The 23509-nt window shown below is 45.1% G+C and carries 24 protein-coding genes and 1 pseudogene; 12 read left to right on the top strand and 13 right to left on the bottom strand.

Annotated elements, in window-relative coordinates; genetic code table 11:
• The first annotated feature begins 126 nt into the window (after nt 1-126).
• A complete protein-coding gene (locus tag MZ182_RS00170; RefSeq protein WP_248068445.1) occupies nt 127-675 on the top strand; it encodes a gamma carbonic anhydrase family protein in 549 nt (182 codons plus the stop codon).
• Nucleotides 676-808: 133 nt separating this feature from the next.
• On the opposite strand, the gene MZ182_RS00165 is transcribed toward MZ182_RS00170, so the two are convergent.
• Both MZ182_RS00165 and aroE read right to left on the bottom strand, forming a co-directional pair.
• Nucleotides 809-1084 (bottom strand): DUF1488 domain-containing protein, encoded by a 276-nt coding sequence (locus MZ182_RS00165; protein WP_248068442.1) that lies wholly within the window; start codon nt 1082-1084, stop codon nt 809-811.
• 5 nt (nt 1085-1089) lie between these two features.
• Nucleotides 1090-1938 carry a shikimate dehydrogenase gene (gene aroE / locus MZ182_RS00160; RefSeq protein WP_248068439.1) on the bottom strand — a complete coding sequence of 283 codons (849 nt, stop codon included), beginning with the start codon at nt 1936-1938 and terminating at the stop codon, nt 1090-1092.
• A 153-nt stretch (nt 1939-2091) separates the two neighbouring features.
• On the opposite strand from aroE, the gene MZ182_RS00155 reads away from it, so the two are divergent.
• Nucleotides 2092-2529, top strand: coding sequence for a group II truncated hemoglobin (locus MZ182_RS00155; protein ID WP_248068435.1), 438 nt, complete (start codon nt 2092-2094; stop codon nt 2527-2529).
• Nucleotides 2530-2563: 34 nt separating this feature from the next.
• Here MZ182_RS00155 and hemF read toward each other — a convergent pair whose 3' ends face one another.
• From hemF to MZ182_RS00125, 6 genes are all read right to left on the bottom strand, one after another.
• Nucleotides 2564-3472 carry an oxygen-dependent coproporphyrinogen oxidase gene (gene hemF / locus MZ182_RS00150; RefSeq protein ID WP_248068449.1) on the bottom strand — a complete coding sequence of 303 codons (909 nt, stop codon included), beginning with the start codon at nt 3470-3472 and terminating at the stop codon, nt 2564-2566.
• Nucleotides 3473-3497: 25 nt separating this feature from the next.
• Entirely contained in the window at nt 3498-4064 is a 567-nt protein-coding gene (locus tag MZ182_RS00145; RefSeq protein ID WP_248068431.1) for an L-threonylcarbamoyladenylate synthase, read from the bottom strand.
• Nucleotides 4065-4211: 147 nt separating this feature from the next.
• A complete protein-coding gene (locus MZ182_RS00140; protein ID WP_105253028.1) occupies nt 4212-4775 on the bottom strand; it encodes a type I DNA topoisomerase in 564 nt (187 codons plus the stop codon).
• Between the two features lie 119 nt (nt 4776-4894).
• Nucleotides 4895-5368 (bottom strand): DUF494 family protein, encoded by a 474-nt coding sequence (locus MZ182_RS00135; protein WP_006083793.1) that lies wholly within the window; start codon nt 5366-5368, stop codon nt 4895-4897.
• 2 nt (nt 5369-5370) lie between these two features.
• Nucleotides 5371-6387 carry a DNA-processing protein DprA gene (gene dprA, locus MZ182_RS00130; RefSeq protein WP_025008553.1) on the bottom strand — a complete coding sequence of 339 codons (1017 nt, stop codon included), beginning with the start codon at nt 6385-6387 and terminating at the stop codon, nt 5371-5373.
• Between the two features lie 84 nt (nt 6388-6471).
• Nucleotides 6472-7596: a LysM peptidoglycan-binding domain-containing protein gene (locus tag MZ182_RS00125; protein WP_248068415.1), complete on the bottom strand. Its 1125-nt coding sequence runs from the start codon at nt 7594-7596 to the stop codon at nt 6472-6474.
• Nucleotides 7597-7721: 125 nt separating this feature from the next.
• Between MZ182_RS00125 and def the strand changes: the two genes are divergently transcribed.
• The 5 genes and pseudogenes from def (at nt 7722) to MZ182_RS00100 (ending at nt 13380) form a co-directional block, all read left to right on the top strand.
• Nucleotides 7722-8234: a peptide deformylase gene (gene def / locus MZ182_RS00120; protein WP_011787446.1), complete on the top strand. Its 513-nt coding sequence runs from the start codon at nt 7722-7724 to the stop codon at nt 8232-8234.
• A 9-nt stretch (nt 8235-8243) separates the two neighbouring features.
• Nucleotides 8244-9200: a methionyl-tRNA formyltransferase gene (gene fmt / locus MZ182_RS00115; RefSeq protein ID WP_248068412.1), complete on the top strand. Its 957-nt coding sequence runs from the start codon at nt 8244-8246 to the stop codon at nt 9198-9200.
• 2 nt (nt 9201-9202) lie between these two features.
• Entirely contained in the window at nt 9203-10492 is a 1290-nt protein-coding gene (gene rsmB, locus MZ182_RS00110; protein WP_248068410.1) for a 16S rRNA (cytosine(967)-C(5))-methyltransferase RsmB, read from the top strand.
• Between the two features lie 15 nt (nt 10493-10507).
• On the top strand, nt 10508-11917 hold the full coding sequence (trkA, locus tag MZ182_RS00105; RefSeq protein WP_248068407.1) for a Trk system potassium transporter TrkA: 1410 nt from the start codon (nt 10508-10510) through the stop codon (nt 11915-11917).
• 20 nt (nt 11918-11937) lie between these two features.
• Nucleotides 11938-13380, top strand: a pseudogene (locus MZ182_RS00100) (TrkH family potassium uptake protein).
• A gap of 39 nt (nt 13381-13419) precedes the next feature.
• On the opposite strand, the gene hemG (MZ182_RS00095) reads toward MZ182_RS00100, so the two are convergent.
• Nucleotides 13420-13974: a menaquinone-dependent protoporphyrinogen IX dehydrogenase gene (gene hemG / locus MZ182_RS00095; RefSeq protein ID WP_011787441.1), complete on the bottom strand. Its 555-nt coding sequence runs from the start codon at nt 13972-13974 to the stop codon at nt 13420-13422.
• Nucleotides 13975-14176: 202 nt separating this feature from the next.
• Between hemG (MZ182_RS00095) and MZ182_RS00090 the strand changes: the two genes are divergently transcribed.
• A complete protein-coding gene (locus MZ182_RS00090) occupies nt 14177-14485 on the top strand; it encodes an ArsR/SmtB family transcription factor (protein ID WP_011787440.1) in 309 nt (102 codons plus the stop codon).
• A gap of 48 nt (nt 14486-14533) precedes the next feature.
• Here MZ182_RS00090 and hemG (MZ182_RS00085) read toward each other — a convergent pair whose 3' ends face one another.
• The 4 genes from hemG (MZ182_RS00085) to pepQ form a co-directional block, all read right to left on the bottom strand.
• Entirely contained in the window at nt 14534-15058 is a 525-nt protein-coding gene (gene hemG / locus MZ182_RS00085; RefSeq protein WP_014609506.1) for a menaquinone-dependent protoporphyrinogen IX dehydrogenase, read from the bottom strand.
• A 2-nt stretch (nt 15059-15060) separates the two neighbouring features.
• A complete protein-coding gene (locus tag MZ182_RS00080; RefSeq protein WP_011787438.1) occupies nt 15061-16518 on the bottom strand; it encodes a TrkH family potassium uptake protein in 1458 nt (485 codons plus the stop codon).
• Between the two features lie 77 nt (nt 16519-16595).
• A complete protein-coding gene (locus MZ182_RS00075; RefSeq protein WP_115016689.1) occupies nt 16596-17210 on the bottom strand; it encodes a YigZ family protein in 615 nt (204 codons plus the stop codon).
• A gap of 26 nt (nt 17211-17236) precedes the next feature.
• Nucleotides 17237-18559, bottom strand: coding sequence for a Xaa-Pro dipeptidase (gene pepQ, locus MZ182_RS00070; protein ID WP_248068404.1), 1323 nt, complete (start codon nt 18557-18559; stop codon nt 17237-17239).
• A 490-nt stretch (nt 18560-19049) separates the two neighbouring features.
• On the opposite strand from pepQ, the gene fadB reads away from it, so the two are divergent.
• From fadB to MZ182_RS00050, 4 genes are all read left to right on the top strand, one after another.
• Nucleotides 19050-21200 (top strand): fatty acid oxidation complex subunit alpha FadB, encoded by a 2151-nt coding sequence (fadB, locus tag MZ182_RS00065; RefSeq protein WP_248068401.1) that lies wholly within the window; start codon nt 19050-19052, stop codon nt 21198-21200.
• A 22-nt stretch (nt 21201-21222) separates the two neighbouring features.
• A complete protein-coding gene (gene fadA / locus MZ182_RS00060) occupies nt 21223-22386 on the top strand; it encodes an acetyl-CoA C-acyltransferase FadA (protein ID WP_248068398.1) in 1164 nt (387 codons plus the stop codon).
• A gap of 230 nt (nt 22387-22616) precedes the next feature.
• Nucleotides 22617-22862: a sulfurtransferase TusA gene (gene tusA, locus MZ182_RS00055; protein ID WP_248068395.1), complete on the top strand. Its 246-nt coding sequence runs from the start codon at nt 22617-22619 to the stop codon at nt 22860-22862.
• A 44-nt stretch (nt 22863-22906) separates the two neighbouring features.
• Nucleotides 22907-23359 carry an MOSC domain-containing protein gene (locus MZ182_RS00050; RefSeq protein ID WP_011918267.1) on the top strand — a complete coding sequence of 151 codons (453 nt, stop codon included), beginning with the start codon at nt 22907-22909 and terminating at the stop codon, nt 23357-23359.
• Nucleotides 23360-23509: the final 150 nt, after the last annotated feature.

Below are 23509 nucleotides of genomic sequence, written 5' to 3'. Positions count from 1 at the left end.
TGAGAAAGTCCGCAACCCCTATTTTTAAGATAATTGTCATTTTCTCTCTGTTCGTTGGATATTTGACCTGACCCGCTAGTTTTTAACCTTTATAATGCTAAAAACCACTCAATTAGGGACTTTTCTATGTCAGGGCCACTCAGAACTTACCAAGGTATTCATCCTCAATTAGGCAATAACGTATATGTAGATGAAGCTTCGGTGCTTGTTGGCGATATTGCGTTAGATACTGATGCCAGTATTTGGCCTATGGTGGCGGCGCGTGGTGATGTTAACCATATTCGCATTGGTAAGCGCTCGAACGTACAAGACGGTAGCATATTACATGTGACGCGTAAGTCATCTGCTCGTCCCGATGGTCATCCACTGATTATTGGTGATGATGTAACTATTGGTCACAAGGCTATGCTTCACGGTTGCAAAGTCGGTAACCGAGTATTAGTGGGCATGGGTGCGATTATTCTCGACGGTGCGATTTTAGAAGATGATGTGATCTTAGGTGCTGGTTCTTTAGTGCCACCGGGCAAGGTATTACAGAGTGGCTATTTATATGTAGGGAGCCCAGTTAAGCAGGCTCGCCCATTAACGCCTGCCGAAATTGCCTTTTTGCCAGAATCTGCCGACAACTATGTTAGACTGAAAAACGAATACTTAGTTGAGTTACAAAACATCTAGTCACTTATAGCTAATCTCTTATAGTTAGTCGCTTATTGTCACTATAACTATATAAGAAAGGCGGTAGACACTCATTGAGTCTCTACCGCCTTTTGCTATTCGCTGATTCAGAAGCTATCTAAGCTCGATGAGTTTAGCCTAAGTGTACTGCCCCAAACTCATCGAACTCCTCGGCTTCGATTAACTCTTCCGCCATTTCTTCGGCATCAAATCTCACTGCATCAAACAAAGCCAGGATAGCGGCGGCTTCATCGGTACTCGGCTGCTTGGAGAAATCATTCAGCTCGGCTAACTTATTCGCACTGATATAGCACTTGATGTTCATCCCTTGTGACTGCGCGATAAAGCAGACTCGCTTGTGGGCGTCGTCCCAATATTGCAGTTCGGGGAAAAGAATACTTTGATTCATGCTTCCTACTTAGGCTCAGCCTTTAATTTGTCCCGCAAAAGAGTCAACACCACTTGAGTATCTGGCTCAACACCTCGCCATAGGGTAAAGCTTTTAGCGGCTTGTCCGACTAACATACCGAGTCCATCAATAACCTTAGCTGCACCTTGGGATAGCGCCCATTGGTTAAAAGCGGTAACTGAGGCACCATACATCATGTCATAGCAGACAGTTTGAGGGGTAATGATATGCGCTGGCACGGGTGGCAACTCGCCCGCAAGGCTAGCCGAAGTTGAGTTAATAATGATATCGAATTCGCCCACAAGCTCATTCATTTCTACGGCGGTGACTCTATTTGCGAAAGCACCGTTATCCACCGAAGTAAAGATATCGACCAGAAGCTGCGCCTTAGTGTGAGTGCGATTGCTAATCGTTAGCTGCGCAATTCCCGCATTTAATAATGGCAGAATACAACCGCGCGCCGCACCACCAGCACCTATAAGTAACACGCGCTTACCTTGCAGGCTGCCTAAGTTAGCGATGAGATCAGCCACCAGCCCTAAACCATCGGTGTTATCACCGCGAATAGTGCCATCGGCCAATAAACTTAAGGTGTTTACCGCGCCGGCAAGCTTGGCCTCTGGGCTGAGACTGTCACACAGCGCAAAAGCTTGCTCCTTAAAAGGCACTGTCACATTCGCGCCCTTGCCGCCCGCATTGAAAAACGCCGTCAGTGAGGCTTCAAAACCATCGACCGGAGCAAGAATGGCTTCATAGGTTAATAACTCTTGGGTGGGCGCGGCAAATTGTCCATGGATGAACGGCGATTTACTGTGGCTAATTGGATTGCCAAACACTGCGTATCTGTCTGTCATAGCGATATTAAATTTTAGGTTCAATGGCTTTGCAGTCTACCGCGCTTTTGAGCCTAGGCAAGACGAATTATGCTCAACTAAATTTCACGCTGGGTTTCACGCTATAATGCGCCATCGGCTCAATACTCTCTATTTTAGTGAACGACTATTCCAATGAACTGGCTTAAAAAGATTTTTAGCAAACACACTCCACCGCAGGATGATCGCGATCCGAGCCAATCTAACGCTTACGACTTAATCGGCGGCGAAAAAGTGATCCGCGCTATCACTAAATGTTTTTATCAGAAGATGGCAAGCTCCGCAGAAACGACAACACTGCTTGCCATTCATAGAGCACCAATTGCGGAATCAGAGCAGAAGTTGTTCGAATTTTTAAGTGGTTGGCTCGGCGGGCCACAGCTCTATCAGCAGAAATATGGTCATCCCGCATTGCGAGCACGGCACATGCATTTCGCCGTCGATGAGGCGATGCGGGATCAATGGCTGTTTTGTATGAAATTTGCGATTGAAGAAAACATTAATAAGCCAGAGCATCGAGCCGCCATTTATGAGGCGATTTCAACTCTAGCTGATCATATGCGTAATCAATAAAGTGGATGTTGTATCCACTTTATAAGATTACTGGCTAAACCCAGTTGCGGGGTTTGAGGTAGTTATCGTACAAATCTGCCTCTGGGCTTCCCGCCTCTGGTGTATAAGCATATTGCCAACGCACTAATGGCGGCATCGACATTAAGATAGACTCGGTACGGCCGCCTGTCTGCAGGCCAAACAAAGTGCCCCTGTCGTAGACTAAGTTGAACTCAACATAACGACCACGACGGTAGAGTTGGAACTGGCGCTCACGCTCACCGAATTCAGTCTCTTTACGACGCTCGACAATCGGCGCATAGGCCGTTAAGAAGCCATTACCTACAGCTTGCATAAAGCTAAAGCTTTGCTCGAATCCGTCTTGATTCAAGTCATCGAAAAACAATCCACCCACGCCGCGGGTTTCATTACGGTGCGGCAGAAAGAAATACTCATCGCACCATTTCTTATACTTGGGATAAACCTCATCCCCGAAAGGCGCGCAAATATCCTTAGAAGTCTGGTGCCACTCGCGCACATCTTCCTCGAAAGGATAATAAGGCGTTAAATCAAAGCCACCGCCAAACCACCACACAGGATCGGCACCCTCTTTTTGAGCGATAAAGAAACGCACATTGGCATGAGTCGTTGGGATATAAGGATTATTAGGATGAATCACTAAAGAAACCCCCATAGCTTCAAAACTACGACCCGCCAATTCTGGGCGATGCGCCGTCGCCGATGCGGGCATAGCGGCACCAGTCACATGGGAAAAGTTAACCCCAGCTTGCTCGAACACTGCACCTTGGGTTAATACTTTACTGGTACCACCACCGCCTTCGGCGCGAGTCCATGAATCGGCGGTGAACGTGGCTTGGCCATCCAGTGCCTGTAAACCGGCACAAATTCGGTTTTGTAAATCGAGTAAAAACGCTTTTACCACAGAAGCATCAGGCACACTCATCTTGTTATCCTTATTATTGGTTGGCTCATTGTCCATTTCGTAAAATCTTACCGCTTCGCGCATCGATAATGGTCGAGGGCTGACGTTGCTCACCGAGTTCACCTAATACGAGTGCATCAATTTTACCTGTAAAATCTGCGAGAATTTCATCGGCAGTTAATGCTGGCTCTTCGCCTGCAAGGTTAGCGCTAGTCGACACTAAAGGTTTATTGAGCGCGCGGCACAGGGCTTGCACCCCAGTATGGGCTGATACTCGCACTGCGATAGAGTCAAATTCACCACAGAGGTATTTTGAAACCTGCGCTTTGATTGGCATTACAAAGGTAAAAGGCCCCGGCCACTTGGAAAATGCAAACTCGAGCTGCTCAGCCGTTAATTGCGATTCATCAACATAAGCTAAAAGCTGCTGAAAATCACTGGCGACTAAGATCAGTCCCTTTTGCCATGGGCGCTGTTTTACCGCCAATAACTTTTGGATAGCGGTGTCATTATCTGGGTCGCAACCTAGGCCATAAACGGCCTCGGTTGGATAAGCGATAACACCACCGTTAAGCACAATATCTTTTATGTCAGATGGGTGCAGCTGCAACATCTTAGGATCACCTTTTGAGTATTGTCGATTTCAACAATCAAATTATTGGATAAATTCGAATACTGACCACCCCATCAGCGGTCAGCCGAGGATTATACGCAAGCCACTTTCATCGGCCAAATATTAAGATGCAGGTCACACAATAAACTAAAGTGGTCTTTTGTATTTACAGCTTTTTTGCGGGCATTCTAAACGCATCCCCGCCGCACCTTTACGCTCGACTAAGATCCCAAAACCACAACTCGGGCAAGCTTCAGCAACCGGAGGATAATTCACAATAAACTTACACTTAGGGTAAGCACTGCAGGCATAAAAACTCTTTCCGAAGCGACTCGTTCTGTGCTCAAGCTTACCCGCTTTGCATTCAGGGCAAGGAATGTCAGGCTTGTCACTCGCTTGATCCTGTTTTTCAATATGCGTGCAGCTAGGATATTGAGTACACCCAATAAAGATCCCAAAGCGCCCTGACTTTACTGCCAGTTCGTGACCGCATTCAGGGCATACAGAACCTTCAATCACTTGAGTTTCAATAGATTCGTGCTGCACTAAGGGTCGAGTGTAATTACAGCTAGGGTAATTATTACAGCCAATAAAACCGCCGTGCTTACTGTGTTTAACCGATAACTCGCTGCCACATTCGGGACAAAGTTCGTATTCTTTTTCCAGTGCGTGTTCGTGGGCACTAAATAATTGTTCATCAATCTTAGACATAATCATTCACCACCTGTCGTAGCGCATTAGGATATCAAGCGCAGTGCCATCAAGGAATTTATGGCATCAAAAAAGGAGGTCTTAGCCTCCTTTCTCTCATAATTCATCTTTCACAACAATTAAGAATGCAGTCGGCCTTCGGGCTGTTCGAAGATTAAATCTTCCATTTGCTCATAAGCGGACTCATGGCCAGGAGCATTAAACAGTACCATTAAGATAACCCATTTGAGATCTTCTAAAATCAGGGTTGGTTCATCCAACTCCATCACTCTATCGATCACCATTTCACGGGTTTCGACATTCAGCACCTTAACTTGCTCTAAAAACAACAAGAAACCACGGGATTCTACATCCAGCTTGTCCATTTCGTCCTTTGTATAGATACGAAACGAATGCTGATCGTGATTACAAAGATAAGGTTTATCCCCTTCTTGTAATTCAGCTAAGCGCTCTAACCAAGTTAACGCTTTTAAAATCTCGGATTGATGAAATCCGGCACGAGTGAGTTCCTTGGTTAACTCGTCTTCATCAACTAGTAGTTCAACTTCACTGTGAACATAGTTTTCAAATAGATACATGAGGATATCAAACATGGCTAGCTCCTCTTTACTCTGACGTAACCACCGGGTACTGCAATAACCCAACCTTGCAACTCAAGTTCAAGCATTTGTTCTAACACCAGATCTATCGTTTTTCCACTATGTTCAACTACAGCATCAATTGTTGTAGTTTCATAACCTACACTAGCTAACAGAGACGAAAATGGCAAATGGCAAATGTCACTCTTCTGTATATGGTGGCATAAGTTTAATTCTTCAAGGTGGAAAGCCGTTAAACTTGCCAACTCTTCCACTATATCGGCAGCGGTTTCCACAAGTTTTGCCCCATCACGTAATAAATCATGACAGCCTTGATGGTAACCCCCTAAGATTGAGCCTGGAACAGCAAATACTTCGCGCCCCTGCTCCATCGCCAACCTCGCTGTGATTAAAGATCCGCTTTTACGACAGGCTTCAACCACAAGTGTACCTAAAGATAGACCGCTAATAATGCGATTTCGTTTCGGGAAATTGCCCGCAAAGGGGCCTATATCGGGCCAAAACTCGCTGAGTATACAACCTTGCTGCTGAATATTCTCATAAAGCTGTCGATGTCTGCGGGGGTACACGATATCAATACCTGTTCCCAGTACAGCAATCGTCCTTTTATTATGGTCAACACAGGCTTTATGCGCAGCACCATCAATGCCCATTGCCATCCCACTACAAATACCAAAACCAAGGGATGACATCTCTGTAGCTAGTTGATAAGCGACCTGTAAGCCTCCAGGCGAAGCATTACGACTTCCGACAATAGCAAGGTAAGGAGGCACCAATGCCTCCAAACACCCCTTAACAAAGAGGATGGAAGGCGGATCGGGTAATTGCTTTAACAACGGTGGATAAAGCGGATCAGAAAAACAAATCAGGTAATGCTCAGAGGAGTGTTGCTGCCATTCTAGGGCTGCATCCACTTTTTGATAATCAATCACAAGGCTATGGAGCAGATGATCAGATAAAGGTAGCGCTTGTCTCTCGTGCTCTAACCTTTGCCTGAGGTCGTCCACTTCCATGTGCATTAATAATTGTTGGGTCCGAGCAGGTCCAAGCCCAGATACAGCACTAACAATTAACCAATCGACCAAGTTTTCAGTAATTTATTGACCTCTAAACGCTAAATAATCGGGCGAAATTAGCTTATCATCAACTCGAACTGGGCGTTCTGTAGAGACAATTAAACCCAGACTCACTTTATCGAATACTTTAAATACCATTAGTTTACCATGATAAACGTCCGGCATTTTAATCGAACGCTCCGATGAAACGGACGCTATGATGTTATCATAGGCGGTGCGTTCTAGCGCAGGAACCGGTGAACCATCATGGTTAATGACAATTTCTTCACCATCACGGTAAATTGAGAACACATTACCAGGCTCAACACCGTCTTGGGTTCCTTTATCTAAATAGACTACATTCAGCTTACCCGCTTCACGCATTGCAGATTCTGTTGCTAAAACTGAAGCATGGTTTACTAACTGTGCAGGCTTGGGGGTAAAGTACGCAGACATCAGGGAGTCATCCTCCATTGGTAGCACCTTAAAACCCGCTTTAGTCTCTCGAAAACTACTCAGTAATTTTATCTTTGAAACATTTCCAGACTCAATAACTTGACCAGTAGATACCAAGATAGCCTCTTGCCCCAACGCCTCACCTGACTCTTTATTAAAAAATGCTCGACCACTTTCGTAAACACCATACTTTTGGTGTAAAGGTAATATGTTATTGATATAAACCACGTCACCAATAATATGGTGACGTGAAGGACTTTCACCCGCCAATATCATTGGCTGCTCAGAAAACCAGTTAGAATCGACAACTCGATTTTGCACAAGATAGTTTTTGATAAGTGCAAGATCGATGGCAGGAACAGCATTACTCTTAGCGATAATGCGCCCTTCAGGGCTCTTTTTTACAAAAGGTTTTCCCGCACTCGAACTATCACGTACAAGCCGAGGTTGACCATCAATAAAGATTAATGTCAGTTGATCACCGGGATAAATAAGATGAGGGTTCGCAATCTGTGGGTTAACATCCCAAAGACGAGGCCATTTCCACGGATCATTTAAGAAAGTCGTAGTGATATCCCATAAGGTATCACCTTTTTTCACCACATATGACTCGGGATACCCCGCTTTAAGCGTAAGAGTATCAGCGGAAACAAACGTGCAACTAAATGTCATTAACACGAGTAAAATTAACCGTTTCATGGTGTGGTCCATGTTGTTTTGGCTCGAAATAGAGCTTTTACTATTATTGATAGACACTAAAGACTAAAATTAGCCCATTAGCATTAGTCAGTATAACTAACTGACCAAAATTTGACAGACTTGTTAAGAGTTTAAGTATGGCACTATTAAATGTTTTACGCTTTCCTGATGAAAGACTAAGGATCCAAGCCAAACCTATCACTGAGTTTGACGCAGAACTACAGACTCAAATCGATAACATGTTTGAAACAATGTACCAAGAAAAGGGTATAGGACTTGCTGCAACGCAAGTCGATTATCATAAACAACTTATCGTCATGGACTTACAAGACGAAATCGAGCGCCCAAAGGTGTTTATCAATCCTGAAATTATCTCGAGTAGTGGCGACTTTTGTAATGAAGAGGGTTGTCTATCTGTTCCAGGTATCTATGCCAAAGTGGATCGTGCCGAATTTGTCACGGTAAAAGCATTGGATAGGAATGGTTGCGAATTTATTGTTGAAGCCGATGAGTTATTTGCCATTTGTATTCAACATGAAATGGACCACCTCAAAGGCAAATTGTTTGTCGATTATTTGTCGCCGCTAAAACGTCAGCGGATCAAACAAAAACTTGAAAAAGCGGCCAGATTGGACGCCAAAGAAGCATAGGATTTGGATTTGAAATCACTCAACATCATTTTTGCCGGAACACCGGATTTCGCTGCTCGCCATTTGCAAGCTTTGCTCAACTCACAACACAATGTGATTGGTGTTTACACTCAACCTGATAGACCCGCAGGGCGCGGCAAAAAACTCACCGCCAGCCCAGTAAAAGAACTCGCTGTCGCCAACAATATTCCTGTATATCAACCGGGATCATTACGTAAAGAACCTGCACAACAAGCACTTGCCGCTCTCAATGCCGATATTATGGTGGTGGTTGCCTATGGCCTGATTTTACCCAAGGTTGTACTAGATACGCCGCGCTTAGGTTGTATTAATGTTCATGGTTCTATTTTACCTCGCTGGCGCGGTGCCGCACCCATTCAGCGTGCCCTATGGGCGGGCGACAAAGAAACTGGCGTGACAATTATGCAAATGGATGTGGGTTTAGATACAGGGGATATGCTGCTTAAAACCTATCTGCCGATCGAAGATAACGACACGTCAGCCAGCCTTTACGAAAAACTTGCAGAACAAGGCCCTATTGCCCTATTGCAAGCACTCGAAGGTTTGACAAATGGCACCTTAGCCGCTGAAAAACAAGATGAAGCCTTAGCGAACTACGCTGAAAAACTCACTAAAGAAGAAGCCCGGCTCGACTGGAATAAGTCTGCCAAACAATTGTGGCAAGAAGTCCGTGCCTTTAATCCTTGGCCTGTAAGTTATTTTGAGCACCAAGGAAACACGATTAAAGTGTGGCAAGCACACGTTAGCGAAACCATCAGCACAGCCGCTCCAGGTACTATTATCAGCGCCAGCAAAAAAGGCATAGAAGTGGCCACCGCCGATGGCGTGTTAACCCTGCTGAGTATGCAGCTTCCGGGGAAAAAGCCACTCAATGTTGCCGATATTCTTAATGCCCGCGGTGAATGGTTTAGTCCGAATACTCGTCTCGCAAACGAGGCCGAATAATCATGAACTTGCGCGCGCTGGCTGCGAAAGCCATCTTCGAAGTATTAGAAAAAGGCGTGTCACTGTCAGTGGCATTGCCTGAGCAGCAGAAACATCTTGCCAGTGGTAAAGATAAAGCCCTACTCGCCGAACTTTGCTACGGTGTGATGCGCACTCTGCCACAAATAGAGAAACGCATCAGTGAATGCCTAGAGAAACCACTCAAGGGTAAACAAAGGATTATCCACCAGCTGCTGATCATAGGTTGCTATCAGCTTTACTTCACGCGCATTCCGAGCCACGCCGCGATTTCAGAAACTGCCGAAGCCTGTCGCCAATTAAAATTTGAAGGCATGGTCAAGGTAGTTAACGGTGTACTGCGCAACATTCAGCGCCAGCTTTCGCCACTGAGCACTGAATCAGACACCTTAAGCTACAACACACCTGCTTGGTTGATTAAGCGCTTAAAAGAAGCCTATCCCGAGCAGTGGCAAGACATCATTCAACAAAGCCATGAACGCCCACCGATGTGGCTGCGTAACAATCGCTTATCCCAGAGCCGTACCGAATACCTTGCAGCCTTAGCCGAACTCGACATTGAAGCGAGCGAAGGCAGTAGTGCCGATGCCATTCTCTTAGCCCATCCAAAGGATGTCGCCACACTGCCACGCTTCCATGAAGGCGCGGCATCAGTGCAAGATGGCGCGGCACAATGGGCGGCGACCTTACTCGCCCCGCAAGCCAATGAGTTAATACTCGATGCCTGCGCGGCGCCCGGTGGCAAAAGTTGCCATTTACTCGAACTTGAACCGAGCATCAAGTTAGTCGCCGTCGATTTTGATGCCAAACGCCTTGAACGCGTGCAACAGAACCTTGACCGCTTATCATTAAAAGCGGAGCTTATCCATGGCGATGCGGCCAATATTGACTCATGGTGGCAAGGTGGACTATTTGATCGTATCTTACTGGATGCCCCCTGTTCAGCCACTGGGGTGATCCGCCGTCATCCCGATATTAAATGGTTGCGAAAAAACCATGACATCGAAGAATTGGCTGAACTTCAACAGCAAATTCTCGATCATTGCTGGAAGTGGCTAAAACCAGGAGGCACGCTTCTTTATGCCACGTGTTCGATTTTACCGCAGGAAAACCGCGACCAGATCAGTGCGTTTTTAGATAGAACGGTAGATGCTAAGCTAGACATACTCACCCAGCAAAATTCGCCACAGGATATAGGTTGGCAAATCACGCCAGGACAAGACAATATGGATGGGTTTTATTACGCCCGTTTATTGAAAGCGACCCACAAGTAGGAAGTAAGCAAGGCCATGAAGATTATCATATTAGGTGCGGGTCAGGTTGGGGGAACTTTGGCCGAGAATTTGGTGGGTGAAAATAATGACATCACCATAGTCGATAGCGACAGATCAAAATTACGTGCCCTACAGGATAAATATGACCTTCGCGTTGTGGCAGGCCATGGCGCTCATCCAGATGTGCTAAAAGAAGCCGGTGCCGAAGATGCTGATATGCTAATTGCGGTCACTAATAGCGATGAATGTAATATGGCCGCCTGCCAAATTGCCTACAGCCTATTTGGCACACCAACAAAAATCGCCCGTATCCGCTCAGACCCCTATCTGGCTATGCGTGATAAACTCTTTATTGATAGCGAAACCAAGAACAGTGACGGCCGTCCACGTGGTGGCTTTGTAATTGACGAACTCATTGCTCCTGAACAGTTAGTAACCGCTTACATCCAGCGCCTTGTTGAATATCCGGGTGCATTGCAAGTGCTCGAGTTTGCCGAAGGCAAATTAAGCTTAGTCGCAGTACGCGCCTATTACGGTGGTCCGTTAGTGGGTAATGCACTCGCGGCGCTACGCGAACATATGCCCAATATTGATACTAGAGTCGCGGCAATTTTCCGCCAAGGTAGGCCCATTATGCCGCGCGGAACGACAATTATTGAAGCCGATGATGAGGTATTTTTCGTCGCTGACAGTCGCCATATTCGCGCCGTTATGAGCGAAATGCAAAAGCTCGATAATACCTACCGTAATATTATGATCGCTGGCGGCGGTAACATAGGATTAGGGTTAGCAAAACGCCTAGAACGTACCCACTCGGTAAAACTTATCGAACACAAATTTGAGCGAGCAGAATCGCTTTCGGAACAACTCGAAAATACAACTGTATTTTGTGGTGATGCTTCGGATCAAGAATTACTACTCGAAGAACATATTGACCAAACCGATGTGTTTATTGCCGTCACTAATGATGATGAAGCCAACATTATGTCGGCTCTTTTAGCAAAGCGTATGGGCGCAAAAAAAGTGATGGTGCTAATCCAGCGTGAGGCCTATGTCGATATTGTACAAGAAGCCAATATCGATATCGCTATTTCCCCGCAGCAGGCAACCATTTCAGCCCTACTCACCCATATTCGTCAGGGTGATATTTGTAACGTCTACTCCTTACGCCGCGGCGCCGCCGAGGCGATTGAAGCCATAGCACATGGCGATTCAAACACCTCCAAGGTAGTAGGTAAAGCCATTGGTGATATTAAATTGCCACCGGGAACGACCATAGGTGCAATTGTCCGCAATGATGAAGTGCTGATGGCCCATGATAAAACCGTGATAGAACAAGGAGATCATGTCATCCTGTTCCTTGTGAATAAAAAGTTTGTCGGTGAAGTCGAAAAACTTTTCCAACCTAGTGCTTTCTTTTTTTAGGTCATTAAAGTCACTACTTTATGCTGAATTTCAGACCACTACTGTTTATTTTAGGGCTGTTTCTTTCCATGTTGACAGCCTTTATGTTTATCCCCCTGCTTCTGGCCGCTTTCAGTGGTGAAGAAACTGTGGGCTCTTTTATGGTATCCGCACTAGCAACAGGGATCTGCGCCAGCCTTTGTTTACATAATGGCCAAAGTAAAACTATTCACCTCAATATCCGCGATATGTTTCTGCTGACGAGCCTAACATGGTTAATCGTCAGCCTGTTTGCGGCCATGCCCTTTACCCTGTATCACGGTATTGGCTATACGGATGCATTTTTTGAAACCATGTCCGGTATTACCACGACGGGTTCCACCGTCCTTTCAGGCTTGGATACCATGGACCATAGCATTCTAATCTGGCGATCATTACTACAATAGCTTGGAGGTATTGGTTTTATTGTTATGGCCGTTGCAATTTTGCCTTTCTTAAACGTCGGAGGTATGCGGCTATTTCGTACTGAATCTTCTGATTGGAGTGATAAAGCCGTACCCAGAACACAAAATATGGCTAAGCATTTATTTTTTATCTATATTTTATTAACCATTGTTTGTTGTGTTGCCTACCACTTGGCTGGTATGACTTGGTTTCAAGCAATTAACCATGCGATGACCACAATATCCACTGGTGGTTATTCCACTTCAGATAGCTCAATGGCAGCTTTTTCAAACTCAGCACACTGGGTAGGTATTGTATTTATGGCGGCTGGTGGCTTGCCACTATTACTGTTCGTACATACGATTCAACAACGGAATCTTCATATTTGGAATGATGCACAAGTTAGAGGATTTTTATTCTTTCTGACCTTTGTCTCCTGCTCCATTGGATTTTGGCTCTGGCAAACCCGTGACATTGCGTTATTGGATGCCCTACGCTTATCCAGTTTTAATGTGGTTTCTGTTGTCACAACAACAGGATATGGCTTAACTGATTACGGATCTTGGGGGGCTTTTGCTAATATCGCTTTTTTATTTTTAATGTTTGTGGGCGGTTGTTCAGGCTCAACATCGGGGGGAATTAAGATCTTCCGCTTTCAAATCGCAGGTGCCATTATGCGCGAGCAATTAAAGCAACAGTGTCATCCAAACGGTCTATTTCGAGAGCGCTATAATAATCGCATTATCAGTGAAGATATTGTCCGCTCGCTCATTACCTTCGTCTTACTGTTTATGCTCGTCATTGTTGGATTATCAGTAATTTTAGTACTTACAGGGCTCGATCCTATGACTAGCTTTACCGGTGCCATCACTGCCGTCACCAATGTAGGACCAGGTTTAGGCCCTATTATTGGCCCTGCGGGCAATTTCTCAACCTTGCCCGATGTCGCCAAATGGGCATTAGCACTCGGTATGTTACTTGGCCGCTTGGAAATCTTAACCGTGGCAGTATTATTCCACCCAAGTTTCTGGAAATACTAACGGCAGTCATAAAAATGCGCTAATAACATGCATTTTCCATTACGTTGTTGCTGTAACCTCTGTCAGATCTAACAGATGATCGGCATAAATTTTCACATCTTCCCAGTCGGTATAATCGATCACTGACTTAGGATCGGTTGGACCTTTAGTCATCTTCATAATCAACTGAATCGCCAATCTGTCGTACCAAGGCCATGAAGGATAATCCACTTTACCTGCAATGATCTTCAGATCTGCGGGAGTCCATGGTGATAATGCAATAAACTTTTGCAGGTATTTATTATTTTCTGGGATACGTTTTTCAGGATTTCTGGCCACCACATTGACACAGAAGAAACTGTTCGGTAAAGCGCTTAATGCTTGATTATGCTGTTCTATAAACTGGAATACTGTTTTATCGTAGGTTCCGTAGAGAACACAAGCCCCCAGAGCAACAACCTGATAATCCGGCCAATTAATCCGAGTGGCTGCGGCACTATTGATATCAACTAAGTCAACCTGCGCACCACGGTTTTTTAATTGATCAGCAATTGCACTAGCAATCTTGGCTGTATGTCCACCACGGGTAAAATAAAGTACGAGGACGCGTATCATTGGAAGTTCTCAATTCGCTGAAGTAATGTCACCATTGTGGCGTTATTCCGCTAAATAATCCTCTGATAGGATCACAAATCAGCGGTATCTCATATTCTGTTATGCAAAAATTGAGATCTGTATTGTCGAGCAGTATGATTGCGTTTACAGGTATGTACAATTAGAATTATCTAATAAAATAAGCGATAAAGTGAGTGACCTTATGCAAAATGATATAGATGTAGATGCAATGGTAACTAATGCGGAAAGTGCAGCTAAATGGCTTAAAGCCATCGCGAATCCTTATCGCCTAATGATTTTATGCCTATTGCTAGATAAAGAGTTAAGCGTAACTGAACTCAATGCCACGGTGCCATTAAGCCAATCCGCACTATCCCAGCATTTAGCTGTGTTACGCGCAGAAGATTTAGTGGATACCCGTAAGAGTTCGCAAATTGTTTATTATAAGCTTAAGAATGAGCAAGTTACCCAAGTCATTTCTATTCTACACAATCGCTACTGCGCGGGGTAATGCTAAATTTAAGCCCCTCTCTATTTTAAGATTTGGGGCTTAAATTTTTTACTGGTGACTAAAGTCAGTGCCAAAAGCATCAACCTTAGCCCAATCGGTAAACTCAAAGGTTCCGTTAATATCGGTCGGCCCTTTAGTCATCCACATAATAAAACGTATCATAGTGCGATCAAAGAAACTGTACTTTGGATAATCAATCTTACCTGCAAATACCGCCAAGTGCTGAGGTTGCCATAGGGAAAGTTTTAAAAACTTTTGCATATAGGGATTGGTTTCGGGGGTATTTTTTAAGGGCTTGCGCGCCACAACATTAACGGAAAAAAATCCGTTAATTTTGGTATCCAATATTGCATGGTGACGATTAACAAATTGATATAACTCGGGCCTATATTTTCCATAGCGAATACTGGCACCGATCAACACTTTATCAAAATCAGCCAAACTCAATGCTTCTGCCTGCTCTAAAGTGACTAGCGAGACATTTTCTCCCGCCTGCTCTGCAAACAGTTTTATTTTTTGGCAGATTGCCAATGTTTGGCCATCAATGGTTGAGTAGATTATTAACGTCTGCATCTTTAATTTTTCCAAAAGGTTGGCGTGAATAAAATCAGTAAGGTAAAGACTTCGAGGCGTCCAAACAACATCGCGACCACCAGCACCCACTTTGCTCCATCACCGATACTGGCGTAATTACTCGCCACCTCGCCTAAACCTGGGCCAAGGTTGTTTAAGCAAGCCGCGGTAGCACTAAAAGCGGTAATATCATCTAAACCCATCGCCATCAGTGCAAGCATACAAATCACAAACACTAGCGCATAGGCAGAAAAGAATCCCCATACAGCATCGACAACACGGTCAGGTAAAGCCTTAGAACCAATCCTAATTGAAAACATAGCCTTCGGGTGAACGAGTCGTTTCAATTCGCGCGACCCCTGTAACAGCAGCAAAATCACCCGGATAACTTTAATCCCCCCCGCAGTTGAACCGCCACAACCACCAATAAAGCTCGAAAATATTAATAACATCGGTAAAAATAGCGGCCACATATGAAAGCTATCCGTACCGAATCCAGCCGTTGTCGCCACAGAAACTGCTTGAAACAGCGCCTGATCTAAGGTTTCTTCGGGTGATTCATAAATACCAGAATGATAAAGCGTCAGAAAGCAAATCGCGGTAAGAATAAGTTGAATCGCCACCAGCATTTTAAATTCAGTATCTTTAAAATACACTTTAACGTTAATACCTCGCCGCGAAAATGCCGCAAAATGCACGCTAAAGTTAACCGCAGAGACAATTAGAAAGAACACACAAATCAGATTGATCACAGGACTATCGAAATAGCCCATACTGGCATCATGGGTCGAAAAGCCACCAATGGCTATGGTTGAAAAAGAATGACAAATTGCATCAAAAATACTCATTCCTGCCAACCAATAGGCGCCAGCGCAGGAGATCGTTAACAGTAAATAGATATACCACAGTGCTTTAGCTGTTTCAGCTATCCTAGGTGTCATCTTACTGTCTTTCACAGGCCCTGGGATTTCAGCACGATAAAGCTGCATCCCCCCAACACCAAGTACAGGTAAAATAGCCACAGCAAGCACAATGATCCCCATACCACCGAGCCATTGCAACATGTGCCGATAAAACAGAATAGCTTTGGGCAAGGAGTCAAGACCAACAATCACTGTCGCCCCAGTCGTGGTCAGCGCCGAAAAAGATTCAAAAAAACTATCTGTCCAACTCAGATCTGGCTGATTAGAGAAAATAAATGGAAGGGATCCTATAGAACCCAGTACTGTCCAAAATAATACAACAATCAAAAAACCCTCTCGGGTACGTAACTCTTCTTTGCAGCGGCGATTGGGATACCAAAGCCAAAAACCAATAAATAGACTCACAAAAAAGGCTTGGATAAATGCCGTACCGCCACCATCGTTATACCAAATAGCGATCAGTGCTGGTGGCAGCATAGTGATGGAAAATAAGCCGATTAATAGACCTATTATTCTTATTATGGTTTTATATTGCATTAAGCGAGTTCAATTATTCCATTGGCTGTAAAGGTATTTTCAGCATTTTGGCTATTTTGGCATAATTTGCGCGGGCATCACAGTTCAAACTCGGCACTTAAGCTGCCTTGGCTCAAGGTCATCAATAATTCGCTGAACCTTTCTTGCTGTAGCTTTCCTATTTCAAACTCAATATAGACAACTTCAGCAAACTGCTTATTGATCATAACGGCATCAACTTGCTGTAATGAATATTCTACATCCCTTAGTTGCGAGTAGTCACACTGTAGCCTTGCAGGATAACGCAGCTGCTTTGTTTGCATTGATAGCTTGGTCAATCCAAGTCTTAAACCAGAAGTATAGGCTCGAACTAAGCCTCCCACACCAAGTTTAGTACCGCCATAATAGCGCACAACCACAGCAGCAACTTCACCAATATTTGCACCTTGTAAAACAGCGAGCATAGGGCGGCCAGCACTGCCAGCGGGTTCACCGTCATCACTTGAGCCAATCAATACGGTGTCGATTGGTGCGCCAGCGATAAAAGCATAGCAGTAGTGGCTTGCGCCGGGATAATCACACTTTATGTCAGTGAGCACTAACTTTAATTTATCAATACTATCGCAATGAAAGATAAAAGAGATAAAGCGGCTATGCTTTATCTCTTCTTCAATCTGAATATTTTCACTCGGGATAAGGTAACTTTCGAGCACAAGATCGTCCTAAACTCGCCCTATGATCAATCGGCTAAACCCAGCTCGCGGGTCATATTCTCGTTTCTATCTTGGTGCACTATGACGTTATCTTCGATACGAATACCGCCAAAAGGCCTTAACTCATCAACGGTTTGCCAGTTGATCTGCAGGCCACGACTATCTTGTTTAAGCTCATTAAGCAAAGTATCTATGATGTATAACCCAGGTTCCATAGTCAGTACTTGGTTTGGCGCTAAAATGCGGGTGCAGCGCAAAAATGGGTGGGCATCGGGCGCCGCGATATGGGTACCGCGCTCATCGTGGGAGAAGCCACCCACATCATGCACTTGTAAACCTAACATGTGGCCTAAACCATGGGGGAAGAAAGCACTGGTAATGCCTTGATCAACCAAACCTTGGGCATCCCCCGTGGCTAAATCAAAATCCAATAGCATTTGTGCGACTTTAGCGTGAGTCGCTAAGTGTAAATCAGGATAACGCACACCGGGGCGCATCATGTCGATAAGCTCCAGCTGCACCTTATTCATCGCAGCGATCAACTCATCGAAACGATTCTTCTCGAATGCATAGGTTCTAGTAATATCAGACGCATAGCCAAAGTAACTCGCGCCCGCATCAATAAGAAAAGACAAACGTTTCGCAGGGCTTTGATGCTCAAGCGCGGTGTAATGCAAAATCGCCGCATTTTGATTAAGAGCGATAATATTGCCGTAGGGCACTTCATTTTCGCTCTGGCCCACGGCAGATAAATAATGCTGTTGGATTTCGAACTCACTCGCACCGTTATAAAACGCATTTTTAGCAGCCAAATGTCCCTGCACCGCAATTTGGTTGGCGCGGCGCATACATTCCAGCTCATATTCAGTTTTAGTGGTTCTGTGGTAATGCAAATAGCTCATCACAGCATCGGGATTGCGACTGGTAAAACCCAGCACTTCGGCTACATCTAAATGCTCGCCCAAATAAGCCCAATTAACAGTGTCTTTGGGCAACAGTTCAGCGACCTTATCGGCCTTAGTTAACAGCTTAATATCAAAATGCTCGGTCCAGAACATATCCGGCACATCGGATACTTTGTGCCAAAAATCCACAGGACGATAAAAAATCAGCTGCGGCTTATCGCGACCATTGACGACTAACCAGCAATTCGGATTATCTAACACTGGCAACCATGCCTTGAAGTGCGGGTTTGCTTTAAAGGGATAATTGATATCATCCAAAAACATCCGATGCGGCTGACCCGAATGGATCACTAAACCAGACAAGGCTTCTCGAGACAAAATCTCTGCGACTCGGCGGTTTAACTCGGCAATATGGGCACGATAGTGATGAGCCAACTGATCCATTTGTCATCTCCTGCAATGAATAAAAGTTAATATTATGAGCCAAATTTGCCCACATAATCTTAATCTGATCATGAACAACAGATTCAATCAAAACGTTAAACTGTCACTCAATCTAAAATACATGGCTGCTGAATAAAGAACATTAAAGCGATAACATCATGATTATTTTTAATAATTCTATTCAACCCTAGCATGGCTACAGCGTTTAAACGTCTAAGGAAAACAGCCACAAAGACCTATTTATCCACAAAGTGATTTAACGCATTCTAGGTGTTCTACACTCTGTGCAGTGTATCACAAAGGTGAAAAATCACTCTAGCCGACAAGAAATTAAACAGTCGTTTAAATTGGGTGTTGTAATTTATCGAATTTCGAAGCACACTGACACACAACTGGTCAAATGATGGCCGAAGCTGCTGTGAGATAGAGAGTCGTACTAGCACCAACACATAATGGTGGGTATCACTTTTAAGCCAAAAGGAAGCAAGCAATGATCTACCAAAGTCCTACAATTCAAGTTGAGTTACTCGAGGATAATATTGCCAAGCTGTGCTTTAACGCACCCGGTTCGGTGAACAAATTCGACAGAGAAACCCTCGCTTCGCTCGATGCCGCATTAGACAGCATCAAGCAAAATTCCAATATCAAAGCGTTAGTGCTGACCTCAAGTAAAGATACCTTTATTGTGGGTGCCGACATTACCGAATTTTTAGGCCTATTCGCACAAGATGACGCCGTACTGCTCTCTTGGGTTGAACAAGCCAACGCTGTCTTCAACAAACTCGAAGACTTACCTTTCCCAACAGCATCTGCAATCAAAGGCTTTGCCTTAGGTGGCGGCTGTGAAACCATTCTGGCAACGGATTTTCGTATCGCAGATACCACAGCCAAAATCGGTTTACCTGAAACTAAACTCGGCATCATCCCAGGCTTTGGTGGCACAGTTCGTCTGCCACGTGTGATTGGTGCAGATAACGCACTTGAATGGATCACCACAGGTAACGACCAACGCGCTGAAGATGCACTGAAAGTCGGTGCTGTGGATGCCGTGGTTGCACCAGAAGCATTAGAAGCGGCTGCGATTCAAATGCTCAAAGATGCTGTTGCTGAAAAGTTGGATTGGCAATCACGTCGTAACCGCAAGCTGTCTGCACTAACACTGCCAAAACTTGAAGCTATGATGTCATTCTCCACAGCCAAAGGCATGGTGTTTGCGGTTGCGGGTAAACACTACCCAGCACCAATGGCCGCAGTAAGCGTGATTGAGCAAGCATCGACTAAAGGCCGCACCGAAGCACTGCAAATCGAGCATCAAGCCTTTATAAAACTGGCTAAAACTGACGTTGCTAAAGCGCTTATCGGTATCTTCCTTAATGATCAATTCGTTAAAGGCAAAGCGAAAAAAGCGGGTAAATTAGCCAAAGAAGTGAAAAACGCTGCCGTATTAGGTGCTGGTATTATGGGCGGCGGTATCGCCTACCAAAGTGCCAGCAAAGGCACACCGATTGTCATGAAAGACATTGCCCAGCCAGCATTAGATTTAGGTCTCAATGAAGCCGCCAAACTGCTGTCTGCCCAAGTTGCTCGTGGTCGTTCAACGCCAGAAAAAATGGCCAAAGTGCTGAACAACATCACGCCTTCATTAGATTATGCTGCGCTCAAACACAGTGATGTCGTCGTTGAAGCCGTTGTTGAACATCCAAAAATTAAAGCACAGGTTTTAGCCGAAGTTGAAGGCTATGTGAGTGAAGATGCAATTATCGCATCAAACACCTCAACGATTTCAATCAACTTGCTCGCTAAGAGCATGAAGAAACCTGAGCGTTTCTGCGGTATGCATTTCTTCAACCCAGTGCACAAAATGCCGTTGGTCGAAGTTATCCGTGGTGAGCACAGCTCTGAAGAAACCATCGCCTCTGTTGTGGCTTACGCCAGCAAAATGGGCAAAACCCCAATCGTGGTAAACGATTGCCCAGGCTTCTTCGTTAACCGCGTACTCTTCCCTTACTTTGCAGGCTTTAACGGCTTACTTGCCGAAGGTGGCGACTTTGCTGCAATCGACAAGGTAATGGAAAAACAATTCGGTTGGCCAATGGGCCCTGCTTATCTGCTCGACGTAGTGGGTTTAGACACAGGTCATCACGCCCAAGCCGTTATGGCTGAAGGTTTCCCTGATCGCATGGGTAAATCAGGCACTGATGCGATTGATGTGATGTTTGAGAACAAACGTCTTGGCCAGAAAAATGGCAAAGGTTTCTATGTCTATTCAGTCGATAGCCGTGGTAAACCGAAGAAAGATGTCGATCCTACGAGCTACGGCCTATTGAAAGCTGCCTTTGGCGAATTAAAAGTCTTTGAAGCCGATGACATTATTGCCCGTACAATGATCCCTATGATCATCGAAACCGTGCGCTGTTTAGAAGAAGGTATTGTCGCATCACCAGCCGAAGCGGATATGGGCCTAGTTTATGGCTTAGGTTTCCCGCCATTCAGAGGCGGCGTGTTCCGTTATTTGGATACCATGGGTGTCGCAAACTTTGTAGCCTTAGCAGACAAATATGCTCACTTGGGCGGTTTGTATCAAGTCACAGATGCGATGCGTACAAAAGCCACCAATAACGGTAGCTACTACCAAGCCTAATTAGCGGGAAAGGAATTTAATCATGAAACAAGCTGTTATCGTAGACTGCATCCGTACTCCGATGGGCCGCTCAAAGGCTGGCGTATTTCGTAATGTACGTGCAGAAACTCTGTCTGCCGAATTGATGAAAGGTCTGTTGCTGCGTAATCCGCAACTCGACCCAAACCTAATTGAAGACGTGATTTGGGGTTGTGTGCAACAAACCCTAGAGCAAGGCTTCAACATTGCCCGTAATGCTTCACTATTAGCCGGTATTCCAAAGACCGCTGGCGCTGTGACGGTTAACCGCCTATGTGGTTCGTCAATGGATGCTATCCATCAAGCGGCGCGTGCGATTATGACTGGCATGGGCGACACCTTTATTATTGGTGGCGTAGAACACATGGGCCACGTGCCTATGAGCCATGGTGTCGACTTCCACCCAGGTCTTGCTAATAACGTGGCAAAAGCCTCTGGCATGATGGGGTTAACTGCTGAAATGCTGGGTAAACTGCACGGTATTACCCGTGAACAGCAAGATGCTTTTGCAGTACGTTCTCATCAACGTGCTTATGCTGCGACGATTGAAGGCCGTTTTGCCAAGGAAATCTATGACATTGAAGGTCACGATGCTAACGGTGCCTTAATTAAAGTCCTCCAAGACGAAGTGATCCGCCCAGAAACCACAATGGAATCTCTAGCAGCACTGCGTCCGGTATTTGATCCAGTCAACGGTACTGTCACTGCGGGTACTTCTTCTGCACTGTCTGATGGCGCTTCAGCCATGTTGATCATGGAAGAATCTAAAGCGCGCGCACTTGGCTTACCGATTCGTGCACGTATTCGCTCGATGGCGGTTGCGGGTTGTGATGCGGCGATCATGGGTTACGGCCCTGTTCCTGCCACGCAAAAAGCGCTGGCTCGTGCCGGTATCACAGTTGCCGATTTAGATGTGATTGAACTGAACGAAGCATTTGCAGCTCAGTCTTTACCTTGTGTAAAAGATTTAGGCTTAGCGGATGTGGTTGACGACAAAATCAACCTCAACGGCGGCGCGATTGCACTAGGTCACCCACTGGGTTGTTCAGGTGCGCGTATCTCTACGACGCTGATCAACTTGATGGAAGACAAAGACGCGACCTTAGGTTTAGCGACCATGTGTATTGGTTTAGGCCAAGGTATCGCCACCGTGTTCGAACGCGTTTAATCATCCTGCGATTTATTACATTGGTAGATAAAGAATGCCGGAATTAATTTCCGGCATTTTTATATCAATAGCTCTGACATATATGCAGATGTTCCACGTGAAACATCAATCAAACAATATCAAAATATAAGCACCTTAATACCTATCACAAATTCAAATAGCCAGCTTGGTTTATCATGATCGCTAGAGTAACATTAGCCAATTCTGTTTGACCGTTCTGTAGAGGTAATATGAACGACGCTTTCTCAAACGCACAGCATAAACTCGATGCCATAGGTTTACGCTGCCCAGAGCCTGTAATGATGGTGCGTAAAACAGTAAGACAAATGGCTGCTGGTGAGACACTGCTCATCATTGCCGATGATCCAGCAACAACTCGCGATATTCCCAGCTTTTGTGAGTTTATGGACCACACCCTTATCGCCAGCGAAACGGCTCAAACGCCATACCAATATTTGATCAAAAAAGGACTTTAGGTCGTATAACCTGTCATTAAACAGTAAACAGAGGATATGATGCTATGCCAAAGCTGCTGGGGATTGCCTATAAAACCGTAAAGAATGGCTTAATGAATGAAGTTCTGTACGCCAATGTCACCCAACTCAGCGGTGTCGAAAAAGATATATTTGGCCGCCCTGGCAAACGCCAAGTCACAGTACTATCCAAACAGCAATGGCTGATTGCATGCCAAAGTATCAATGTAGATTTACCTTGGACGACTCGCAGAGCAAATCTATTCGTTGATGGTCTGGTATTTAGCAGTGCTGATGTTGGTAAACATTTGCAGATTGGTGAGTTACTACTTGAAATCACGGGTGAGACAGATCCCTGTAAAAAAATGGAAGTGGCCCATATTGGTTTAGAGGCTGCACTTTCTCCCGATTGGCGCGGTGGTGTAACTTGCCGAGTCATCGTGGGCGCGATGATCCATCAGGGCGATACAGTCACGTTAGTCACTGAATCACTCTCATAAATGGGTATATTCTGCACAAGACTCAAACTACAGCCAAGTCTCTACTTGGCTTACTATATAGCTTCCTATCCGCTCGTATTTTTCTCTGATCACTAATTGAAACAGTATTTACGTTTTCCTTCCTACCTATTTATGCGATAACTACACCAA

It is taken from the genome of Shewanella sp. JNE2 (genome assembly GCF_023159115.1).
In the GTDB taxonomy this organism is placed as follows: domain Bacteria; phylum Pseudomonadota; class Gammaproteobacteria; order Enterobacterales; family Shewanellaceae; genus Shewanella; species Shewanella putrefaciens.
This window is presented reverse-complemented; position numbering and strand designations above follow the sequence as displayed.

Bases quoted from the DNA above. Each gene is read 5' to 3' on its own strand.
- MZ182_RS00170 (WP_248068445.1), top strand. From the start codon at position 127: ATGTCAGGGCCACTCAGAACTTACCAAGGTATTCATCCTCAATTAGGC.
- MZ182_RS00165 (WP_248068442.1), bottom strand. From the start codon at position 1,084: ATGAATCAAAGTATTCTTTTCCCCGAACTGCAATATTGGGACGACGCC.
- aroE (WP_248068439.1), bottom strand. From the start codon at position 1,938: ATGACAGACAGATACGCAGTGTTTGGCAATCCAATTAGCCACAGTAAA.
- MZ182_RS00155 (WP_248068435.1), top strand. From the start codon at position 2,092: ATGAACTGGCTTAAAAAGATTTTTAGCAAACACACTCCACCGCAGGAT.
- hemF (WP_248068449.1), bottom strand. From the start codon at position 3,472: ATGAGTGTGCCTGATGCTTCTGTGGTAAAAGCGTTTTTACTCGATTTA.
- MZ182_RS00145 (WP_248068431.1), bottom strand. From the start codon at position 4,064: ATGTTGCAGCTGCACCCATCTGACATAAAAGATATTGTGCTTAACGGT.
- MZ182_RS00140 (WP_105253028.1), bottom strand. From the start codon at position 4,775: ATGTCTAAGATTGATGAACAATTATTTAGTGCCCACGAACACGCACTG.
- MZ182_RS00135 (WP_006083793.1), bottom strand. From the start codon at position 5,368: ATGTTTGATATCCTCATGTATCTATTTGAAAACTATGTTCACAGTGAA.
- dprA (WP_025008553.1), bottom strand. From the start codon at position 6,387: ATGGAAGTGGACGACCTCAGGCAAAGGTTAGAGCACGAGAGACAAGCG.
- MZ182_RS00125 (WP_248068415.1), bottom strand. From the start codon at position 7,596: ATGGACCACACCATGAAACGGTTAATTTTACTCGTGTTAATGACATTT.
- def (WP_011787446.1), top strand. From the start codon at position 7,722: ATGGCACTATTAAATGTTTTACGCTTTCCTGATGAAAGACTAAGGATC.
- rsmB (WP_248068410.1), top strand. From the start codon at position 9,203: ATGAACTTGCGCGCGCTGGCTGCGAAAGCCATCTTCGAAGTATTAGAA.
- trkA (WP_248068407.1), top strand. From the start codon at position 10,508: ATGAAGATTATCATATTAGGTGCGGGTCAGGTTGGGGGAACTTTGGCC.
- hemG (WP_011787441.1), bottom strand. From the start codon at position 13,974: ATGATACGCGTCCTCGTACTTTATTTTACCCGTGGTGGACATACAGCC.
- MZ182_RS00090 (WP_011787440.1), top strand. From the start codon at position 14,177: ATGCAAAATGATATAGATGTAGATGCAATGGTAACTAATGCGGAAAGT.
- hemG (WP_014609506.1), bottom strand. From the start codon at position 15,058: ATGCAGACGTTAATAATCTACTCAACCATTGATGGCCAAACATTGGCA.
- MZ182_RS00080 (WP_011787438.1), bottom strand. From the start codon at position 16,518: ATGCAATATAAAACCATAATAAGAATAATAGGTCTATTAATCGGCTTA.
- pepQ (WP_248068404.1), bottom strand. From the start codon at position 18,559: ATGGATCAGTTGGCTCATCACTATCGTGCCCATATTGCCGAGTTAAAC.
- fadB (WP_248068401.1), top strand. From the start codon at position 19,050: ATGATCTACCAAAGTCCTACAATTCAAGTTGAGTTACTCGAGGATAAT.
- fadA (WP_248068398.1), top strand. From the start codon at position 21,223: ATGAAACAAGCTGTTATCGTAGACTGCATCCGTACTCCGATGGGCCGC.
- tusA (WP_248068395.1), top strand. From the start codon at position 22,617: ATGAACGACGCTTTCTCAAACGCACAGCATAAACTCGATGCCATAGGT.
- MZ182_RS00050 (WP_011918267.1), top strand. From the start codon at position 22,907: ATGCCAAAGCTGCTGGGGATTGCCTATAAAACCGTAAAGAATGGCTTA.